The following is a 16,180-nucleotide window of genomic DNA, read 5'->3' as shown; positions in this document are numbered from 1 at the left end:
TCTTTGCCACCAAACAAAAGTTCAGCAGCGAAGAGCCAAGATTTTAGAGGACTTTGGCGATTGCGTCAACGACGAGATCGATGTTCTTCGAATTCAGCGCGGCAACACAGATGCGGCCGGTGTCGACGGCGTAGATCGACTCCTCGCGCAGCTTGCCGACCTGCTCTTTCGTCAGGCCCGAATAGGAGAACATGCCGACCTGCTCGCGCACGAAGGCGAAGTCGCGGCCCGGCGCTTTTTGCGCCAGCTTTTCGACCAGCGCCTCGCGCATCTGCTTGATGCGCACGCGCATGCCGGCCAGCTCGTCTTCCCACAGCTGGCGCAGTTCCGGCGTCGACAGCACCATCGCCACGACCTTGCCCGAGTGGGTCGGCGGGGACGAGTAGTTGGTGCGCACGACGCGCTTCAGTTGCGACAGCAGGCGCGCCGCTTCATCCGCGCTCGATGCCACAACCGACAGGGCGCCGACGCGCTCGCCGTACAGCGAGAACGATTTCGAGAACGAGTTCGAGACCAGCAGCGGGCCGCCGGCGTCGACGAAACGGCCGACCACGGCGCCGTCTTCCGCAATGCCCGCGCCGAAGCCCTGGTAGGCCATGTCGAGGAAGGGAATCAGGCCGCCCTGCTTCACTGCCTCGATCACCTGGCCCCACTGCTCTTGCGTGAGGTCGGCGCCGGTCGGGTTATGGCAGCAGGCGTGCAGCAGGACGATCGAGCCGGCATCCATCTTGCGCAGCGAGTCGAGCATGCCCTCGAAGTTCACGCCGTGGGTTTGCGCGTCGTAATACGTGTAGTTGTTGACGATGAAACCGGCGCTCTCGAACAGGGCGCGGTGGTTTTCCCAGCTCGGGTCGCTGATGAAGACTTCCGAGTTCGGCGAAAAACGCTTCAGGAAGTCGGCGCCGATCTTGAGGGCGCCGGTGCCGCCGAGGGCCTGCACGGTCACTGCACGTTTCTCTTGAATTACCGCGCTACCGGCCCCAAATACGAGCTCCTGCACGGCTTTGTCGTACGCAGCCAGGCCTTCGATCGGAAGGTAGGTGCGTGGCGACAGCTGTTCGATCAACTTCGCCTCCGCCTTCTGCACGCATTGCAGCAGAGGCACCTTGCCGCCATCGTCGTAATAAACGCCGACCCCCAGGTTGATCTTGGCCGGGTTCGTATCGGCGTTGAATGCTTCGGTGATGCCCAGAATCGGGTCGCGCGGGGCCATGTCGATGGCGCCGAAGAGGCTGGCGGAGGCTGTAGAAGTCATCGTGATAAACTGATTTTGTCGGTGGATCGCAGCAGTTGTATAGACAGCGACGCCGCAGCGATATCTCTGCTGCGGTGCCGCAAACGGATTCCCATTCTAGCAAAGGTCTCGAAACATGGCTGATGTATCTATCGCAACCGGTCCGGAACCGACTGTGATCACCTTCCCGAACTCGCCCTTCAAGCTGCACCAGCCTTTCCCGCCGGCCGGCGACCAGCCGACCGCGATCGAAGGACTGGTCGAGGGCATCGAAGACGGCCTGATGTACCAGACGCTGCTCGGCGTGACCGGTTCCGGCAAGACGTACACGATGGCCAACGTGATTGCCCGCGCCGGCCGTCCGGCCATCATCTTTGCGCCGAACAAGACCCTGGCCGCCCAGCTGTATTCGGAAATGCGCGAATTCTTTCCGCAGAACGCGGTCGAGTATTTCGTGTCCTACTACGATTACTACCAGCCGGAAGCCTATGTGCCGCAGCGCGACCTGTTCATCGAAAAGGACTCGTCGATCAACGAGCACATCGAGCAGATGCGCCTGTCGTGCACGAAATCCCTGATGGAGCGGCGCGACGTCGTCATCGTCGCCACCGTCTCGGCCATCTACGGTATCGGTAATCCGAACGAATATCACAAGATGATCCTGACGCTGCGCCACAAGGATAAAGTAGCCCAGCGCGACATCATCGCGCGCCTGATCCAGATGCAGTATTCGCGCAACGAAATGGACTTTGGACGCGGCACCTTCCGCGTGCGCGGCGACACGATCGACATCTTCCCGGCCGAGCACGCGGAACTCGCGATCCGCGTCGAGATGTTCGACGATGAAATCGAATCGCTGCAATTGTTCGACCCGCTGACCGGCCGCGTGCGCCAGAAGATCCCGCGTTTTACGGTGTACCCGGGTTCGCACTACGTCACGCCGCGCTCGACCGTGCTGCGCGCCGTCGAGTCGATCAAGGCCGAGCTGAAGGACCGGCTGGAAGAATTCCGCCAGCAAAATAAATTGATCGAAGAGCAGCGCCTGGAACAGCGTACCCGTTTCGACCTCGAAATGATGGCCGAGATCGGCTTCACGAAAGGCATCGAGAACTATTCGCGCCACCTGTCGGGCGCGATGCCGGGCGAACCGCCGCCCACCCTGGTCGACTACCTGCCGAAGGACGCGCTGATGTTCATGGACGAGTCGCACGTGCTCGTCGGCCAGCTCTCGGCCATGTACAACGGCGACCGTTCGCGCAAGACGAACCTGGTCGACTACGGCTTCCGCCTGCCGTCGGCGCTGGACAACCGGCCGCTGAAATTCGAAGAGTTCGAAGGCAAGATGCGGCAGACGATTTTCGTGTCCGCCACCCCGGCAGAGTACGAGAATGCGCATGCCGACAACGTGGTCGAGCAGGTGGTGCGTCCGACCGGCCTGGTCGACCCGGTGATCATCGTGCGCCCTGCCCTGTCGCAGGTGGACGACGTGATGAGCGAGATTAACGACCGCATCAAGAAGAACGAGCGCGTCCTGATCACCACGCTCACCAAGCGCATGGCCGAGCAGCTGACGGAATACCTGAGCGACCACGGCATCAAGGTGCGCTACCTGCACAGCGACATCGAGACGGTCGAGCGCGTCGAGATTCTGCGCGACCTGCGCCTGGGCACCTTCGACGTGCTGATCGGTATTAACCTGCTGCGCGAGGGCCTGGACTTGCCGGAAGTGTCGCTGGTGGCCGTGCTGGACGCGGACAAGGAAGGTTTTCTCCGTTCCGAGCGTTCGCTGATCCAGACCATCGGCCGTGCGGCGCGTAACCTGAACGGCGTGGCGATCCTGTACGCCGACCGCATCACCGACTCGATGCGCCGCGCCATCGACGAAACCGAGCGCCGTCGCGCCAAGCAGATCGCCTTCAACGAGGCGAACGGCATCACCCCGGTGGGCGTGCAGAAGAAGATCAAGGAACTGATCGACGGCGTCTACAGCAATGCCGCGCAGAAGGCCATGGCCGAGGGCGCGTTGGGACTGGAAGAAGCTGCGCAGGTGGCCAAGGTCGAGGCGATGAGCGAGAAGCAGATTTCGAAGGAAATCAAGCGCCTCGAGAAGCTCATGGTCGACCACGCCAAGAACCTCGAGTTCGAGAAGGCGGCGCAGATGCGCGACCAGCTGCATGTGCTCAAGCAGCAGGCCTTCGGGGCGCCGGGGGCGGACAACGTGGTGTCGATGTTGGGCAAGTAAGGAACGGCGCTTCGGCGCCGTTTTTCTTTGGCCGGTGTGAAAGTTCGCAGCAGCGCATACGGTGATCCGCGTGGGCATGCCCACCCTACGTTACGCCACTGTTTCATGAACTTGCTACGGGCAGTAGCGCACCGTAGGGTGGGCATTGCCCACGCGTACGCGCCATGAAGATCTGCGCAACGATTCCTGCCCCTAACGCTTGAACATCCTCGGATCAAAACTGAAGCTCCTCGCAATGCTCAATTTGACCTGCTCATACGCATGATGTGCCGGATTGATCACGAGATTCACGCCCTCGCCCACGATCACCGAGGGCACGCGCATATAAAGATGTTCGCGCTTCTTCAGGAAGGCCGTGCCGAACAGCATGGCACTGCCGCCGTCATCGAGTGAATCCCAGCCTTCCGGCAAATCCTCGCGCGCCACGTCCAGCCCGAGTTCGGGATCGTCCGGCAAGTCGATCGCCACCAGCACCAGCGGCTCCTCGTCGACTTCCTCCGTGTGAACGAATTTTTCCAGCACGGCCAGCTCGACCGTCATCGCCGCGTACAGCGCCGGGACGCCCTCGCTATGCCAGTGTCCGCCGCTCTTGCGGGCGCCCTCGCAGCTGCGGTCGAGCGCCACTTTTTCGATTGCAATTCTCCAGGTTCTCATGGGTCCACAACATGAAATCGGGTGATCTCAGCATACAACGAAGCCCACCGCCCGCCGCGCACGGATCGGCCGCGCCAACGAAAAAACGGCCCGCAGGCCGTTTCGTGTCGCGACAGATAAGGATTACTTCACGTCGAGCAGCTCGACATCGAACAGCAGCGTCGCACCCGGCGGGATCGGGCCGGCGCCGCGGGCGCCATAGCCGAGTTCCGACGGAATCACCAGGGTGCGCTTGCCGCCGACCTTCATGCCGGCCACGCCCTGGTCCCAGCCCTTGATGACCGCGCCCATGCCCAGCGGGAAGCTGAACGGCTCGCCGCCGACCGAGCTGTCGAACTTCTGCCCGCGTTGCATGGCCGCTTTCGGCTCGTACAGCCAGCCGGTGTAGTGGACCACGACGGTCTTGCCGGCAACGGCTTCCTTGCCTTTGCCGACGGCGGTGTCGATCTTTTGCAGCCCCTGCGCCTGGGCAGCGGGAGCCTTCGGTGCGGCCGGGGCGGCGCCGGCGGCGGCAGCGCTCAGGAACAGGACGAGCCCGAGGGCCGAAATTGCTTGTTTCATCGTTTTACCTTTTTATGGAAGAGAAGCGCACGGAAGTATTGCCGAATGGCGCGCTTCGCACAAGCGCTGGAAACTTAAGCCGGATTGCGCTGGACCGATGCCAGGATGCTGCTGACCTGCGCCAGGTCCGCCGGCTTCACCAGATGGTGGTCGAATCCCGCTTCTTCGGCCAGTCTCCGGTCCTCGTTCTGGCCGTAACCCGTCAGCGCAACCAGGGTCACGCCGCGCAGTTCGGGCATCGCGCGCAGCTGGCGCGCCAGCGCATAGCCGTCGGTGTCGGGCAGGCCGATGTCGAGCAGCATGACCTGCGGCCGGTCGAGGCGGGCACGCAGTACGGCGCCGCGGCCGTCGTACTCCACCGAGACCGCATGGCCCTGCACTTCCAGCAGCGTTGCCAGCATCTGCGCCGCGTCCTGGTTGTCGTCGACGACCATCACCCGTAGCGGCTGCGCGCGTGCGGCCGGGGCCTCGCCGCCAGTTGCAGCCGGCGCAGAGTGTGCCGCATCCAGGCGCGGCAGGCAGATCTCGAATTCGCTGCCGCGTCCCGGCGCCTCGCTGCGCGCGTCGACGCTGCCGCCATGCAGCGCGACCAGGCTTTTTACCAACGCGAGACCGATGCCGAGGCCGCCTTGCGAACGGTCCGGCGTGCGCTCGGCCTGGGTGAAGAGCTCGAAGATATACGGCAGCACGTCCGGCTCGATGCCGATCCCGTTGTCGGTCACGGTCACCAGCACGCGGTCATCCATCGCGGTCACGCGCAGCATGATCTGGCCGCCGGTCGGCGTGTACTTGGCGGCGTTGTTCAGGATGTTCGACAGCACCTGCACCAGGCGCGTGCGGTCGCCCATTACGTGCACCGGCTCGCCCGAGAGCTGCATCGTCAGCGAATGGCGTTTCGATTCGATCAGCGGGCGCACCTGCTCCAGCGCGCCGGCCACCACGGCGTTGAGGTCGAGCTCTTCCTTCTCCAGCGTGACCAGGCCGCGCGTCACGCGCGAGACGTCCAGCAGATCGTTCACCAGGTCGGTCATGTGCTCGGCCTGGCGCGCGATGATCTCGCTCGCGTTGCGCACGGCTTTCGCGTCGAGCGTGCCCATTTTCAGCAGCTGGGCCGCGGTCGTGATCGGCGCCAGCGGGTTGCGCAGCTCGTGCGCCAGCATCGCCAGGAACTGGTCCTTCTGGCGGTTGGCGGCGCGCAGCTCGTCTTCGACCTGCTTCCTCACGGTAACGTCGCTGCCCTCCACAAAAATACCGACCACCTCGCCGGCCGCGTCGCGAATGGGCTGGTAGATGAAGTCGAGATAGCGGCGCGTGAGCGGCATGCCGGGCTCGCGCGCAACGTCGAAGGGCACGGCATGGCCGACGAAGGGCGTGCCGCTCTGGTACACCTGGTCGAGCAACTCGAAGAAGCCCTGCCCCTCGACATACGGCAGGGCTTCGCGCGCCGTCTTGCCGACCAGGTCGGTGCGCCCGATCATCTCCATATAGCTCTTGTTGGTGATCTCAAACATGTGTTGAGGACCACGCAGCACGGCGATGATGCCGGGCGCCTGCTCGAACAGGGTCACAAGGCGCTTGTTTTCCTCGTCGCGGTAGCGCTCGGCCAGCACCTGTCCGGTCACCTCGACGCAGGCGCAATAGACGCCCGCGATCGCGCCGTCGTCGTCGCGCACGGGCGAGTAGGAAAACGTGAACCAGGTCTGCTCGTCATAGCCGTGCCGGTTCATCAGGAGCGGCAACTTTTCCCAGTAGGTACCCTCGCCCTGCAAGGCGCGCTCGCCGATCGGGCCGATATCGGCCCAGATCTCCGACCAGATCTCGCGAAAAGGCGCGCCCATCGCCGCCGGATGCTTGTCGCCCAGAACGGGGACATACGCCTCGTTGTACAGGAAGGCCTGGTCCTTGCCCCATGCGCAAAACATGGGAAACGCCGAGCCGAGCATCAGCGAGACCACCGTGCGCAGCGCCTGCGGCCAGGTCGATGGGTCACCCAGGGGCGAGCGCGACCAGTCGTGCGCACGCATCAAGGCGCCGACTTCGCCGCCGCCGCTGAGGAAGACGGGCGAGGCCGCGCCGGGGGCGGCGTCCTGCGGGTGTGGGGCGGTGGCGCGCGTATCGCTCATATCACAGGGTCTTCACGAATTCCCGGATACCGCCCAGCAGCATCTCGACTGACATCGCCGTCAGGATCAAACCCATCAGGCGCTCGAAGGCCGTCATCACCTGCGGCCCCAGCTTTTGCTGCAGGCGCTCCGCACTCAGGAACACCATCAGCCACACCACGCCGACCGCGGCCAGCGCCGCCACGTGGACCATGGTCTCGGATATCGTATTCGAGCTGAACAGCAGCACGGTGGCCAGCGCCGAGGGACCGGCCAATGCGGGAATCGCCAGCGGAACAATAAAAGGTTCGCCATGCTCGCTCTTGCCCAGCACGCCGTCGGGATGCGGGAAGATCATGCGGATCGCGATGATCAGCAGGATGACGGCGCCGCCGATGCGCAGCGCGATCGGGCTCAGGTGCAAGGCGGCGAGAAAATGCTGGCCGAAGAACATGAACACCAGCAGCAACAGGAAGGCAATCGCGCACTCGCGCACGACGATGCGCGGACGGCGCTGGACGGGCGTGTCCTTCAGGGCGGTGGCGAACAAGGGAACGTTGCCGAAGGGGTCAGTGACGAGGATGAGCAGGATAAAGGTCTGGAAAAAACTTTGGGTCATGGGTGTTCTTGTTGTTAGTTTCCCGGCAACGCGGCGATCCCGGCAATCTTAACCGATTCGCACGGCCGTCGTTGCACGATGGGTACTGGAAAGAAAAAAGGCCGGAGCGCGTTGACGCTCCGGCCTTCATGCGTGTTGCGGCAAGTCTGCCGCGACGCGATTACTTCTCGAACTTCTTCATCCACGCCGACAACTGGTGCGGACGCAGGCCGTCGTAATCCTCGAACGGCTGGTGAATCCACGGGTTGTGCGGCAGGTCTTCCAGGTGGTAGTCCGGCTTGAAGGCCGAGGTGCCCTTCACCCAGATCACGGCCGAGCGGACTTCGGTGACGTCGGCGTAGTTCTCGGTCAGGTGCTCGCGCACCTTCTGCAGGGTCACGCCGGAATCGGCCAGGTCGTCGACCAGCAGGATGCGGCCGGCCAGCGGACCCTTGGTCATCGTCATGTACTTGGCGATGTCGAGGTTGCCCTGCTTGGTGCCGGCTTCTTCGCGGTAGGAGCTGGTCGACAGGATCGCCAGCGGCACGTCGAAGATGCGCGAGATCACGTCGCCGGGACGCACGCCGCCGCGCGCCAGGCACAGGACCATGTCGAACTTCCAGTTCGATTCATAGACTTGCAGGGCGAGGCGCTCGACCAGGCGGTTGTACTCGTCCCACGACACCCACAGGTCCTTGTCGGTCGATACAGGAGTATTCATTTCAGGCATTCCTTTTATTATTGGTGTTCAAGCTGCAAACGGGTGGCGCAGGACGATCGTCTCCACGCGGTCCGGACCGGTCGAGACCATGTCGACCGGAATACCAACCAGTTCTTCGATACGCTTGATGTAGGCGCGGGCGTTGGCCGGCAGTTCTTCCATCGTCTTGGCGCCGACGGTCGATTCGGTCCAGCCCGGCATTTCTTCGTAGACAGGCACGCAGGCGGCTGCCTCTTCGGCGCCGACCGGGAAGATGTCGACGTCGCGGCCGTCGATCTTGTAGCCGGTGCAGAGTTTCAGCGACTCGATGCCGTCCAGCACGTCGAGCTTGGTCAGGCACATGCCCGACACGCCGTTGATCTGGACCGAGCGGCGCAGCAGCGCGGCGTCGAACCAGCCGCAGCGGCGGGCGCGGCCGGTCACGGTGCCGAACTCGTGGCCCACGCGCGACAGGTGCTCGCCCACGCCGGCATCGGTCGGCAGTTCGGATGGGAACGGGCCCGAACCGACGCGGGTCGTGTAGGCCTTGGTGATGCCCATGATGTAGTGCAGCATGCCAGGGCCGACGCCGGCGCCGGCGGCGGCGTTGCCGGCCACGCAGTTCGACGAGGTGACGAACGGGTAGGTGCCGTGGTCGACGTCGAGCAGCGAACCCTGCGCGCCTTCGAACAGCAGGCTGCCGCCGGCCTTGTGCGCGGCGTACAGAGCCGACGAGACGTCGCCGACCATCGGGCGCAGGCGCGGCACCAGGGCCATTGCGTCGTCGAAGGTCTTCTGGAAGTCGATCGCTTCGCCGCCCAGGTAGTTCACGAGGACGAAGTTGTGGTACTCGAGGTTTTCCTTGAGCTTCTCGGCGAAACGCTCTTCGTTGAGCAGGTCGGCGATGCGGATCGCGCGGCGCGCGACCTTGTCTTCGTAGGCCGGGCCGATGCCCTTGCCGGTGGTGCCGATCTTGTTGACGCCGCGCTTGGCTTCACGGGCCTGGTCGATGGCGACGTGGTAAGGCAGGATGATCGGGCAGGCTTCCGAGATCTTCAGGCGCGACACGACTTCGACGCCGGCCGCGGCCAGCTTGTCGATCTCGCGCATCACGTCCGGGACCGAGACGACGACGCCGTTGCCGATGTAGCAGGCCACGCCTTCGCGCATGATGCCCGAAGGGATCAGCTGCAAGGCGGTTTTCTGGCCGTTGATGACCAGCGTATGGCCGGCGTTATGGCCGCCCTGGAAACGGACGACGCCCGCTGCGTGATCGGTCAGCCAGTCGACGATCTTACCCTTGCCCTCATCGCCCCACTGGGTGCCGATGACAACGACGTTCTTTGCCACGTTTGTATTTGACATCACTTAACCTAAGTTTTTGAGAATCCAATTTCCGTCTTCGAGGACGAGTACGCGGTCGCACTCGAACTCGTCCTGAACATTTTCGTGACCCGGCATGGACTGGATCACGACTTCGCCTGCCTTGCGCAGGTCAGCGATTTTTTCGCGCAGCTCGGGCGCATTGCCCCAGGGGGCGCGGACCGAATGCTTGCGCTCGGCCGTCGGCAGCAGGCGCGCCAGCTCGCGCAGATCCAGCGAGAAGCCGGTCGCCGGACGCGCACGCCCGAAGGCTTCGCCCACGTGGTCGTAGCGCCCGCCCCGTGCCACCGCGTTCGGCAGGCCGGGAACGTAGAGCGCGAACATGGCGCCGCTTTCGTACTGGTAGCCGCGCAGGTCGGCAAGGTCGATCGCCACCTGCGCGCGGCCGATGGCGCCGGCGGCCAGTGCCGCCAGTTCGGCCAGTGCGCGCGTGATGCCCGGCAGCGCCGGCAGCACGTCTTTCGCGCGCGCCAGTACCTCGACGTCGCCGTACAGGTTCGGCAGCGCCATCAGCGCGGCGCGCGTGGCGGGTGCATAGCTGCGGGTGATCTCGTCCAGGCCGGGCGTGTCTTTCGCGCGCAGCAATGCGGTGATCTGGGCTTCGTCATTCTTCGCGGCGGCGTCTTCGGCCAGCAGTGCGCGCAGCACGCCGACGTGGGCCATGTCGAGGCGCACTTCGGTAAAACCGGCCAGCGCGACCGAGGCCAGCGCCAGTTCCTGAATCTCGGCATCGGCCTCGAGGCCGGCGTGGCCGTAGATCTCGGCGCCGATCTGCAGCGGCTCGCGGGTGGCGTGCAGGCCCGACGGACGGGTATGCAGCACGCTGCCGGCATAGCACAGGCGGGTGATCGAATCGCGGTTGAGCAGGTGCGCGTCGATGCGCGCGACCTGCGTCGTCATGTCGGCGCGCAGGCCAAGCAGGCGCCCGGATAGCTGGTCGACCAGTTTGAAGGTGCGCAGGTCGGTATCTTGCCCGGCGCCGGCCAGCAGCGACTCGACGTATTCGAGCAGCGGCGGCATCACCAGCTCGTAGCCGTACAGGCGGAAGGTGTCGAGCATCTGGCGGCGCAGGTCTTCGATCTTGCGCGCTTCCGACGGCAATACGTCGGCGATATTCTCAGGCAAAAGCCAGTTCGGCATGGGCAACAGCTATGGGAATTGTTAGAAATGAAGCAACAAGGCGCGCCCGTGCAAGACGAAGTCAGCGCCGAATCGGCAATTTTACCCGAAAATGGGATGGCACTGGGGGCGGATGATGGATGAAAGGCTCGGAAGTTGCCGGGTTGCCACTGAAACTGGGCTATACAACAGGGCCGACGTCGCGGCGTTTCGCACGTTGTAACGGTGCGCCGGGACACCGCCAACACTGATCGAAGGTCCGCGTGGGCACGGAGTGCCCACCCTACCGTGCTGCCGTCCGTAGGGTGTGCTCTCGAGCCCACGCGGTACGGCGTTTGATCGTTCGAATGGCAAAAAAAAACGCCGCGATCGACGCGGCGTTTTCGGATGATTTATTTCGTACCCGGACTCCTGAAATACTTGAAGAACTCCGAATTCGAATCGATCACCATCACGTCCCCATGCGCCTTGAAGCTGGCGCGGTAGGCTTCGAGCGAACGATAGAATTTATAGAACTCCGGGTTCTTGCCGAAGGACTCGGCATAGATCGCCGATGCCTTGCCATCGCCCTCGCCCTTGATCTTCTCGGCTTCGCGGAAGGCTTCGGCCAGGATCACGGTGCGCTGGCGGTCGGCGTCGGCGCGGATCTTTTCGCTTTCGGCGGAGCCGGTCGAACGCAATTCATTGGCTACGCGAACCCGCTCGGCGCGCATGCGGTCGTAGACGGAATTGTTGATCTGCTCGATGTAGTCCACGCGCTTCAGGCGCACGTCGACGATGCCGATGCCGATCTGCTTGGCTTCGGCCACGACCTTGTTCTGCACCGCCTGCATCACGGCGCCGCGTTCCCCGGAGATCACCTGGCGCACGGTGCGCTTGGTAATCTCGTCGTTCAGGGCCGCCTTGATGATCTGCGACATGCGGTTGGTCGCGGCGCGCTCGTCGCCGCTGAAGCTGACGTAGTACAGGCGCGGCTCGACGATGCGCCATTTGACGAAGGCGTCGACCAGGATGTTCTTCTTCTCGGCCGTGATGAAGCGGTCGGCGTCGGGCGTATCCAGGGTCAGGACGCGCTTGTCGAGATAGACGATGTTCTGGAACGGCGGCGGCAGTTTGAAGTGCAGGCCCGGCTCGGAGATGACCTCACGTACCTCGCCGAGTGCGAAGACGATGGCGAAGCGGCGCTGGTCGACCACGAACACGGTCGACGACAGCAGCATCAGGGCAATGAAGCCCGCCACGAAAATGGTTACGAGGCGGCTCATTAACGGCTCTCCCTGTCACGTGAGGAATCGCGCGAACGGCTGTCGCGCTGGCGTACCTGTTCAATCGTCTGCTGCACTTCCTGCGCAGGCGTGGTCGCCTGCTCCTGCTGGTTCGGCTGTTGCTGCAGTTGCACCGGACCCGATCGGGCACTGCCCGTGGCGGCGTCGTTGGCGGCCACTTGCGCGATCAGCTTGTCGAGCGGCAGGTACAGCATGTTCGACCCCGACTTGGCGTCGACCATCACCTTGCTGGTGCTGCTGAAGATCTGCTGCATCGTGTCGATGTACATGCGGTCGCGGGTGACGCCCGGCGCTTTCGCATACTCGGTGACGACCTGGTTGAAGCGGGCGGCGTTACCGGTGGCGTTTTCGACCACCATCGAGCGGTAGGCTTCGGCGTCCTGCAGCAGGCGGAAGGCGGCGCCGCGGGCACGCGGGATCACGTCGTTGGCATAGGCCTCGCCTTCGTTGCGGGCACGGGCGCGGTCCTGGCCGGCCTTGACCGCGTCGTCGAAGGCGCTCTGCACCTGCTCCGGCGGCTGCACGTTCTGCATGGTCACGTTGGTGATCAGGGCGCCCAGCTTGTAGCGGTCGACGATCTGCTGGATGATGCGGTGGACGTCGAGCGCGACCTTCTCGCGGCCCTCGTACAGCACGAAGTCCATCTTGCTCTTGCCAACCACTTCGCGGATCGCCGTCTCGGCCACCTGGTGCACGGTCGCATCCTGGTCGCGGTTGTTGAAGACCCAGGCGACCGGGTCCTTCAGCGTGTACTGCACCGCGAACTGGATGTCGATGATGTTTTCGTCATCGGTCAGCATCAGCGACTCGGCGCCCTGCTTGTTGCGTACGTTGTCGCGGTAGCCGATTTCGGCGGTGCGGACCTGCGAGACGTTGACGGTTTCGTGGGCCTGGATCGGGGCCGGCCAGCGCCAGTTGAAGCCGGCGCCGGTCGTGTGGGACAGGCGGCCGAAGGTGGTGACCACGCCGACCTGCCCTTCCTGCACGATGAAGGCGCCGCTGGCGAGCCAGATCAGGAGCACGATGAAGCCGATCACGGACGCGGTAATGCCCGCGCCGCGGCCTTCGCCGCGATACGGGCCACCGGCGTCGCCGTTGTTGCCGCGGCTGCCGAACAGGCGGTTCAGGCGGGCATTGAAGTCGCGCCACATCTGATCGAGGTCGGGTGGACCCTCACCCGGACGGCGCCCTTCCTGGGCTTTATGGTCGCTCTCGGGATTTTTGCCCCAGCGCGGATCGTTCAGCGAAAGTTTAATGCCGAAACGTTTTAGTAAGGAAACAAGCATAGGCTTTTATTGGGGCCCGACATGGGTGGAGGTTGGATTACTTTCGCCGTTATCATCGAGCATCGATGATTCCAGCGCTGCATCGTCCTGCTCTTCGTTTTCAGGGCTCAAGCCTGGCACCGGATTGGCTGGGTAGCTCGCTGCCGACTTGGCTGCCTCGACAATTGCGTCGCGCAGCAGATCGAGGCCTGCGCCGCTCCTGGCGCTGATAAAAACGCGGCTGATTTTATCATGTTCATCACGTTCGACCCCAGGCTGGAGGTCGGCCGCATCAATCTTGTTCCACACGAGGATCTGCGGAATGTGGTCGGCGCCGATTTCGCGCAGGACCTCGTTGACCTGCTCGATCTGCTCCATGCGGGTCGGCGAGGAACCGTCGACCACGTGCAGCAGCAAGTCCGCGTGGATGGTTTCTTCCAGCGTGGCGCGGAAAGCGGCCACCAGCTGGTGCGGCAGCTCCCTGACAAACCCGACGGTATCGGAAATGACGACGCTGCCCGTCTCGTCGCCGAGATACAGGCGGCGGCTGGTGGTGTCGAGCGTTGCGAACAGCTGGTTCGCGACATACACGCCGGCCTTCGTCAGCGTGTTGAACAGGGTCGACTTGCCGGCATTGGTATAGCCGACCAGCGACACCGAGAAGGTGTTGTTGCGCCCGCGTGCGCGGCGCTGGGTTTCGTGTTGCTTGCGCAGCTTGGCCAGGCGCGTGCGCAAGGCTTTGACCCGCTCGCCGATCAGCCGGCGGTCGGTCTCGAGCTGGGTTTCACCCGGACCGCGCAGGCCGATACCGCCCTTCTGGCGTTCAAGGTGGGTCCAGCCGCGGATCAGGCGCGTGGCCAGGTGCTGCAGCTGGGCCAGTTCGACCTGCAGCTTGCCCTCGTGGCTCTTGGCGCGCTGGGCGAAGATGTCGAGGATCAGGCTGGTGCGGTCGATGATGCCCAGTTCCAGGCGCCGTTCGAGATTGCGCTGCTGCGCGGGGGATAAAGCATGGTTGAAGATGACCAGTTCGGCGCCAAGGGCCTTGGCGGCGACGCCGATTTCGTCGGCCTTGCCGCTGCCGACGAAGTAGGCGGGATCGGGGGCATTGCGCTTGGCCGTGATCGTATCGATCGGCTCGGCGCCGGCAGAACTGGCCAGCAAGGCCAGCTCTTCGAGGCTGGCCGTGAAATCGACCGCGCCAAAATCGACGCCGACCAGGACGGCGCGCGTGCTGTTGTTGCCGGGGGCGTCAGCCATCGGCCTTACTCAGCTTCGGATTCGAGGTTGAGATTGACGGCGCGAGCCGGGACAACGGTGGAAATGGCATGCTTGTACACCATCTGGGTCACGGTATTGCGGAGCAGGACCACATATTGGTCGAAGGACTCGATATGGCCCTGCAGCTTGATCCCGTTGACGAGGTAGATCGAGACCGGGACGTGCTCTTTGCGCAAGGCATTGAGGAATGGGTCTTGTAACAGTTGCCCTTTGTTGCTCATAACAGCTCCGTAATGTTGTTGTAGTTTAAAAGTTGGAGGCAAGCGCCTCCATTTCAAGTGCACGGGGCAAGATTCAGCTTTGCGAACGATGGCCTGCGGTTACTGTAACCTGTTTTGCCACTTTTTGTCGTACTGCTATGCTTAAGAAAGCATTAAGCGCGCTGAGCCCGCCTGCCGTCCAGCGGTTTAATTCTGCTCCCGGGCGAACGGATTTTTACCGCTGCGCAGTTCGATCCGCAGGGGCGTACCGACCAGGTTGAAGGTTTCGCGGAAATGCTTTTCCAGGTAGCGCTTGTACGGCTCGGTGATGCCGTCGAGCGCATTGCCGTGGATGACGATGATCGGCGGATTCTGGCCGCCCTGGTGGGCATAGCGCATCTTCGGACGCGAGGTGCCCTTGCGCTTCGGTTCCTGCTTCTCGACCGCTTCCTGCAGCGCACGCGTCAGGCGCGGCGTCGACAGGTTGGCGGTGGCGGCGGCGTAGGCCGTGTCGACCGAGGCCATCAGCTGCTTGATGCCGGTACCCTTCAGCGCCGAGATGAAACGCGTTTCGGCGAAGCCCAGGAAGTCGAGCTTGCGGTCCATGGTGTTCTTGACCTCGTCGCGCTGGTCGCTGGTCAGGCCATCCCACTTGTTGACGGCGACGACCAGGGCGCGGCCCGATTCCAGGATGAAGCCGGCGATGTGGGCGTCCTGCTCGGAAATATCCTGCTGGGCATCGAGCATCAGCACGACCACGTTCGCTTCCGACACCGACTGCAGGGTTTTCACGACCGAAAACTTCTCGATCGCTTCGAACACCTTGCCGCGGCGGCGGATACCGGCCGTGTCGATCAGCGTGTACTGCTTGCCGTCGCGCTCGAAGGGCACTTCGATCGAGTCGCGGGTGGTGCCCGGCATGTCGAAGGCGATCACGCGCTGCTCGCCGACCAGGGTGTTGATCAGGGTCGACTTGCCGACGTTCGGGCGGCCGACCAGGGCGATTTTCACGCCGTGGTCCTGGCTTTCCAGCTCTTCCTCGGCCTCGGGACGCGAAGCGAAGGCCTGGTCCAGCGCTTCGTTGACGAGGTCGGTCACGCCGTCGCCGTGGGCGGCGGAGATGACATAGGGGTCGCCCATGCCCAGCTCATAGAACTCGGCGGTGACCGAGGTGTACTTCATGCCCTCGGACTTGTTCACGACGAGCATGACCTGACGGCCGGACTTGCGCAGGAAGTCGGTGATCGTCTTGTCGTGCGGGGTCAGGCCCTGGCGGCCGTCGACGATGAAGACGACGATGTCGGCTTCGGCGACGGCCTGCTTCGTCTGCAGGGCCATCTCGTACATGATGCCCTCTTTCGCGACCGGTTCGAAGCCGCCCGTGTCGATCACCAGGAACGGCCGCTCGCCGATACGCCCTTCGCCGTAGTGGCGGTCGCGCGTCAGGCCAGGGAGGTCGGCCACCAACGCGTCGCGCGAACGGGTCAGGCGGTTGAATAGGGTCGACTTCCCGACGTTCGGGCGACCAACGAGTGCAATTACCGGCTTCATGTAGTTA

The 16,180-nt window shown here is 63.7% G+C and carries 14 protein-coding genes; 1 reads left to right on the top strand and 13 read right to left on the bottom strand.

Annotated elements, in window-relative coordinates:
• Positions 1 to 43: 43 nt before the first annotated feature.
• On the bottom strand, positions 44 to 1,255 hold the full coding sequence (locus LPB04_RS12830; protein ID WP_193684963.1) for an amino acid aminotransferase: 1,212 nt from the start codon (positions 1,253 to 1,255) through the stop codon (positions 44 to 46).
• A gap of 115 nt (positions 1,256 to 1,370) precedes the next feature.
• Between LPB04_RS12830 and uvrB the strand changes: the two genes are divergently transcribed.
• Positions 1,371 to 3,476, top strand: coding sequence for an excinuclease ABC subunit UvrB (gene uvrB, locus LPB04_RS12825; RefSeq protein ID WP_227496393.1), 2,106 nt, complete (start codon positions 1,371 to 1,373; stop codon positions 3,474 to 3,476).
• A gap of 192 nt (positions 3,477 to 3,668) precedes the next feature.
• On the opposite strand, the gene LPB04_RS12820 is transcribed toward uvrB, so the two are convergent.
• The 12 genes from LPB04_RS12820 to der all read right to left on the bottom strand — a co-directional run bounded on the left by LPB04_RS12820 (position 3,669) and on the right by der (position 16,173).
• On the bottom strand, positions 3,669 to 4,130 hold the full coding sequence (locus tag LPB04_RS12820) for an RES family NAD+ phosphorylase (RefSeq protein WP_193684962.1): 462 nt from the start codon (positions 4,128 to 4,130) through the stop codon (positions 3,669 to 3,671).
• Positions 4,131 to 4,253: 123 nt separating this feature from the next.
• Positions 4,254 to 4,691 carry an FKBP-type peptidyl-prolyl cis-trans isomerase gene (locus LPB04_RS12815; protein WP_193684961.1) on the bottom strand — a complete coding sequence of 146 codons (438 nt, stop codon included), beginning with the start codon at positions 4,689 to 4,691 and terminating at the stop codon, positions 4,254 to 4,256.
• Between the two features lie 74 nt (positions 4,692 to 4,765).
• Complete coding sequence (locus LPB04_RS12810; protein WP_193684960.1) at positions 4,766 to 6,814, bottom strand: hybrid sensor histidine kinase/response regulator; 2,049 nt, start codon at positions 6,812 to 6,814, stop codon at positions 4,766 to 4,768.
• Position 6,815: 1 nt separating this feature from the next.
• Positions 6,816 to 7,412 carry a MarC family protein gene (locus tag LPB04_RS12805; protein WP_193684959.1) on the bottom strand — a complete coding sequence of 199 codons (597 nt, stop codon included), beginning with the start codon at positions 7,410 to 7,412 and terminating at the stop codon, positions 6,816 to 6,818.
• 160 nt (positions 7,413 to 7,572) lie between these two features.
• Positions 7,573 to 8,112: a phosphoribosyltransferase gene (locus LPB04_RS12800; protein WP_193684958.1), complete on the bottom strand. Its 540-nt coding sequence runs from the start codon at positions 8,110 to 8,112 to the stop codon at positions 7,573 to 7,575.
• A gap of 27 nt (positions 8,113 to 8,139) precedes the next feature.
• Positions 8,140 to 9,456 (bottom strand): adenylosuccinate synthase, encoded by a 1,317-nt coding sequence (locus tag LPB04_RS12795; protein WP_193684957.1) that lies wholly within the window; start codon positions 9,454 to 9,456, stop codon positions 8,140 to 8,142.
• Between the two features lie 3 nt (positions 9,457 to 9,459).
• A complete protein-coding gene (locus LPB04_RS12790; protein ID WP_193684956.1) occupies positions 9,460 to 10,614 on the bottom strand; it encodes an ATP phosphoribosyltransferase regulatory subunit in 1,155 nt (384 codons plus the stop codon).
• Positions 10,615 to 10,985: 371 nt separating this feature from the next.
• Positions 10,986 to 11,858 carry a protease modulator HflC gene (gene hflC, locus LPB04_RS12785; protein WP_193684955.1) on the bottom strand — a complete coding sequence of 291 codons (873 nt, stop codon included), beginning with the start codon at positions 11,856 to 11,858 and terminating at the stop codon, positions 10,986 to 10,988.
• Positions 11,858 to 13,165, bottom strand: a complete 1,308-nt coding sequence (gene hflK, locus LPB04_RS12780; RefSeq protein WP_193684954.1) for an FtsH protease activity modulator HflK — start codon at positions 13,163 to 13,165, stop codon at positions 11,858 to 11,860. Before hflK ends, hflC begins: the two co-directional genes overlap by 1 nt.
• Before the next feature lie 6 nt (positions 13,166 to 13,171).
• Positions 13,172 to 14,401, bottom strand: a complete 1,230-nt coding sequence (hflX, locus tag LPB04_RS12775; RefSeq protein WP_193684953.1) for a GTPase HflX — start codon at positions 14,399 to 14,401, stop codon at positions 13,172 to 13,174.
• Positions 14,402 to 14,406: 5 nt separating this feature from the next.
• Positions 14,407 to 14,643 (bottom strand): RNA chaperone Hfq, encoded by a 237-nt coding sequence (gene hfq / locus LPB04_RS12770; protein ID WP_019141241.1) that lies wholly within the window; start codon positions 14,641 to 14,643, stop codon positions 14,407 to 14,409.
• A 186-nt stretch (positions 14,644 to 14,829) separates the two neighbouring features.
• Positions 14,830 to 16,173, bottom strand: coding sequence for a ribosome biogenesis GTPase Der (gene der / locus LPB04_RS12765; RefSeq protein WP_193684952.1), 1,344 nt, complete (start codon positions 16,171 to 16,173; stop codon positions 14,830 to 14,832).
• Positions 16,174 to 16,180: the final 7 nt, after the last annotated feature.

Source organism: Massilia litorea (genome assembly GCF_015101885.1).
Taxonomy (GTDB): Bacteria; Pseudomonadota; Gammaproteobacteria; order Burkholderiales; family Burkholderiaceae_D; genus Telluria; species Telluria litorea.
This window is presented reverse-complemented; position numbering and strand designations above follow the sequence as displayed.

Bases quoted from the DNA above. Each gene is read 5' to 3' on its own strand.
- LPB04_RS12830 (WP_193684963.1), bottom strand. From the start codon at position 1,255: ATGACTTCTACAGCCTCCGCCAGCCTCTTCGGCGCCATCGACATGGCC.
- uvrB (WP_227496393.1), top strand. From the start codon at position 1,371: ATGGCTGATGTATCTATCGCAACCGGTCCGGAACCGACTGTGATCACC.
- LPB04_RS12820 (WP_193684962.1), bottom strand. From the start codon at position 4,130: ATGAGAACCTGGAGAATTGCAATCGAAAAAGTGGCGCTCGACCGCAGC.
- LPB04_RS12815 (WP_193684961.1), bottom strand. From the start codon at position 4,691: ATGAAACAAGCAATTTCGGCCCTCGGGCTCGTCCTGTTCCTGAGCGCT.
- LPB04_RS12810 (WP_193684960.1), bottom strand. From the start codon at position 6,814: ATGAGCGATACGCGCGCCACCGCCCCACACCCGCAGGACGCCGCCCCC.
- LPB04_RS12805 (WP_193684959.1), bottom strand. From the start codon at position 7,412: ATGACCCAAAGTTTTTTCCAGACCTTTATCCTGCTCATCCTCGTCACT.
- LPB04_RS12800 (WP_193684958.1), bottom strand. From the start codon at position 8,112: ATGAATACTCCTGTATCGACCGACAAGGACCTGTGGGTGTCGTGGGAC.
- LPB04_RS12795 (WP_193684957.1), bottom strand. From the start codon at position 9,456: ATGTCAAATACAAACGTGGCAAAGAACGTCGTTGTCATCGGCACCCAG.
- LPB04_RS12790 (WP_193684956.1), bottom strand. From the start codon at position 10,614: ATGCCGAACTGGCTTTTGCCTGAGAATATCGCCGACGTATTGCCGTCG.
- hflC (WP_193684955.1), bottom strand. From the start codon at position 11,858: ATGAGCCGCCTCGTAACCATTTTCGTGGCGGGCTTCATTGCCCTGATG.
- hflK (WP_193684954.1), bottom strand. From the start codon at position 13,165: ATGCTTGTTTCCTTACTAAAACGTTTCGGCATTAAACTTTCGCTGAAC.
- hflX (WP_193684953.1), bottom strand. From the start codon at position 14,401: ATGGCTGACGCCCCCGGCAACAACAGCACGCGCGCCGTCCTGGTCGGC.
- hfq (WP_019141241.1), bottom strand. From the start codon at position 14,643: ATGAGCAACAAAGGGCAACTGTTACAAGACCCATTCCTCAATGCCTTG.
- der (WP_193684952.1), bottom strand. From the start codon at position 16,173: ATGAAGCCGGTAATTGCACTCGTTGGTCGCCCGAACGTCGGGAAGTCG.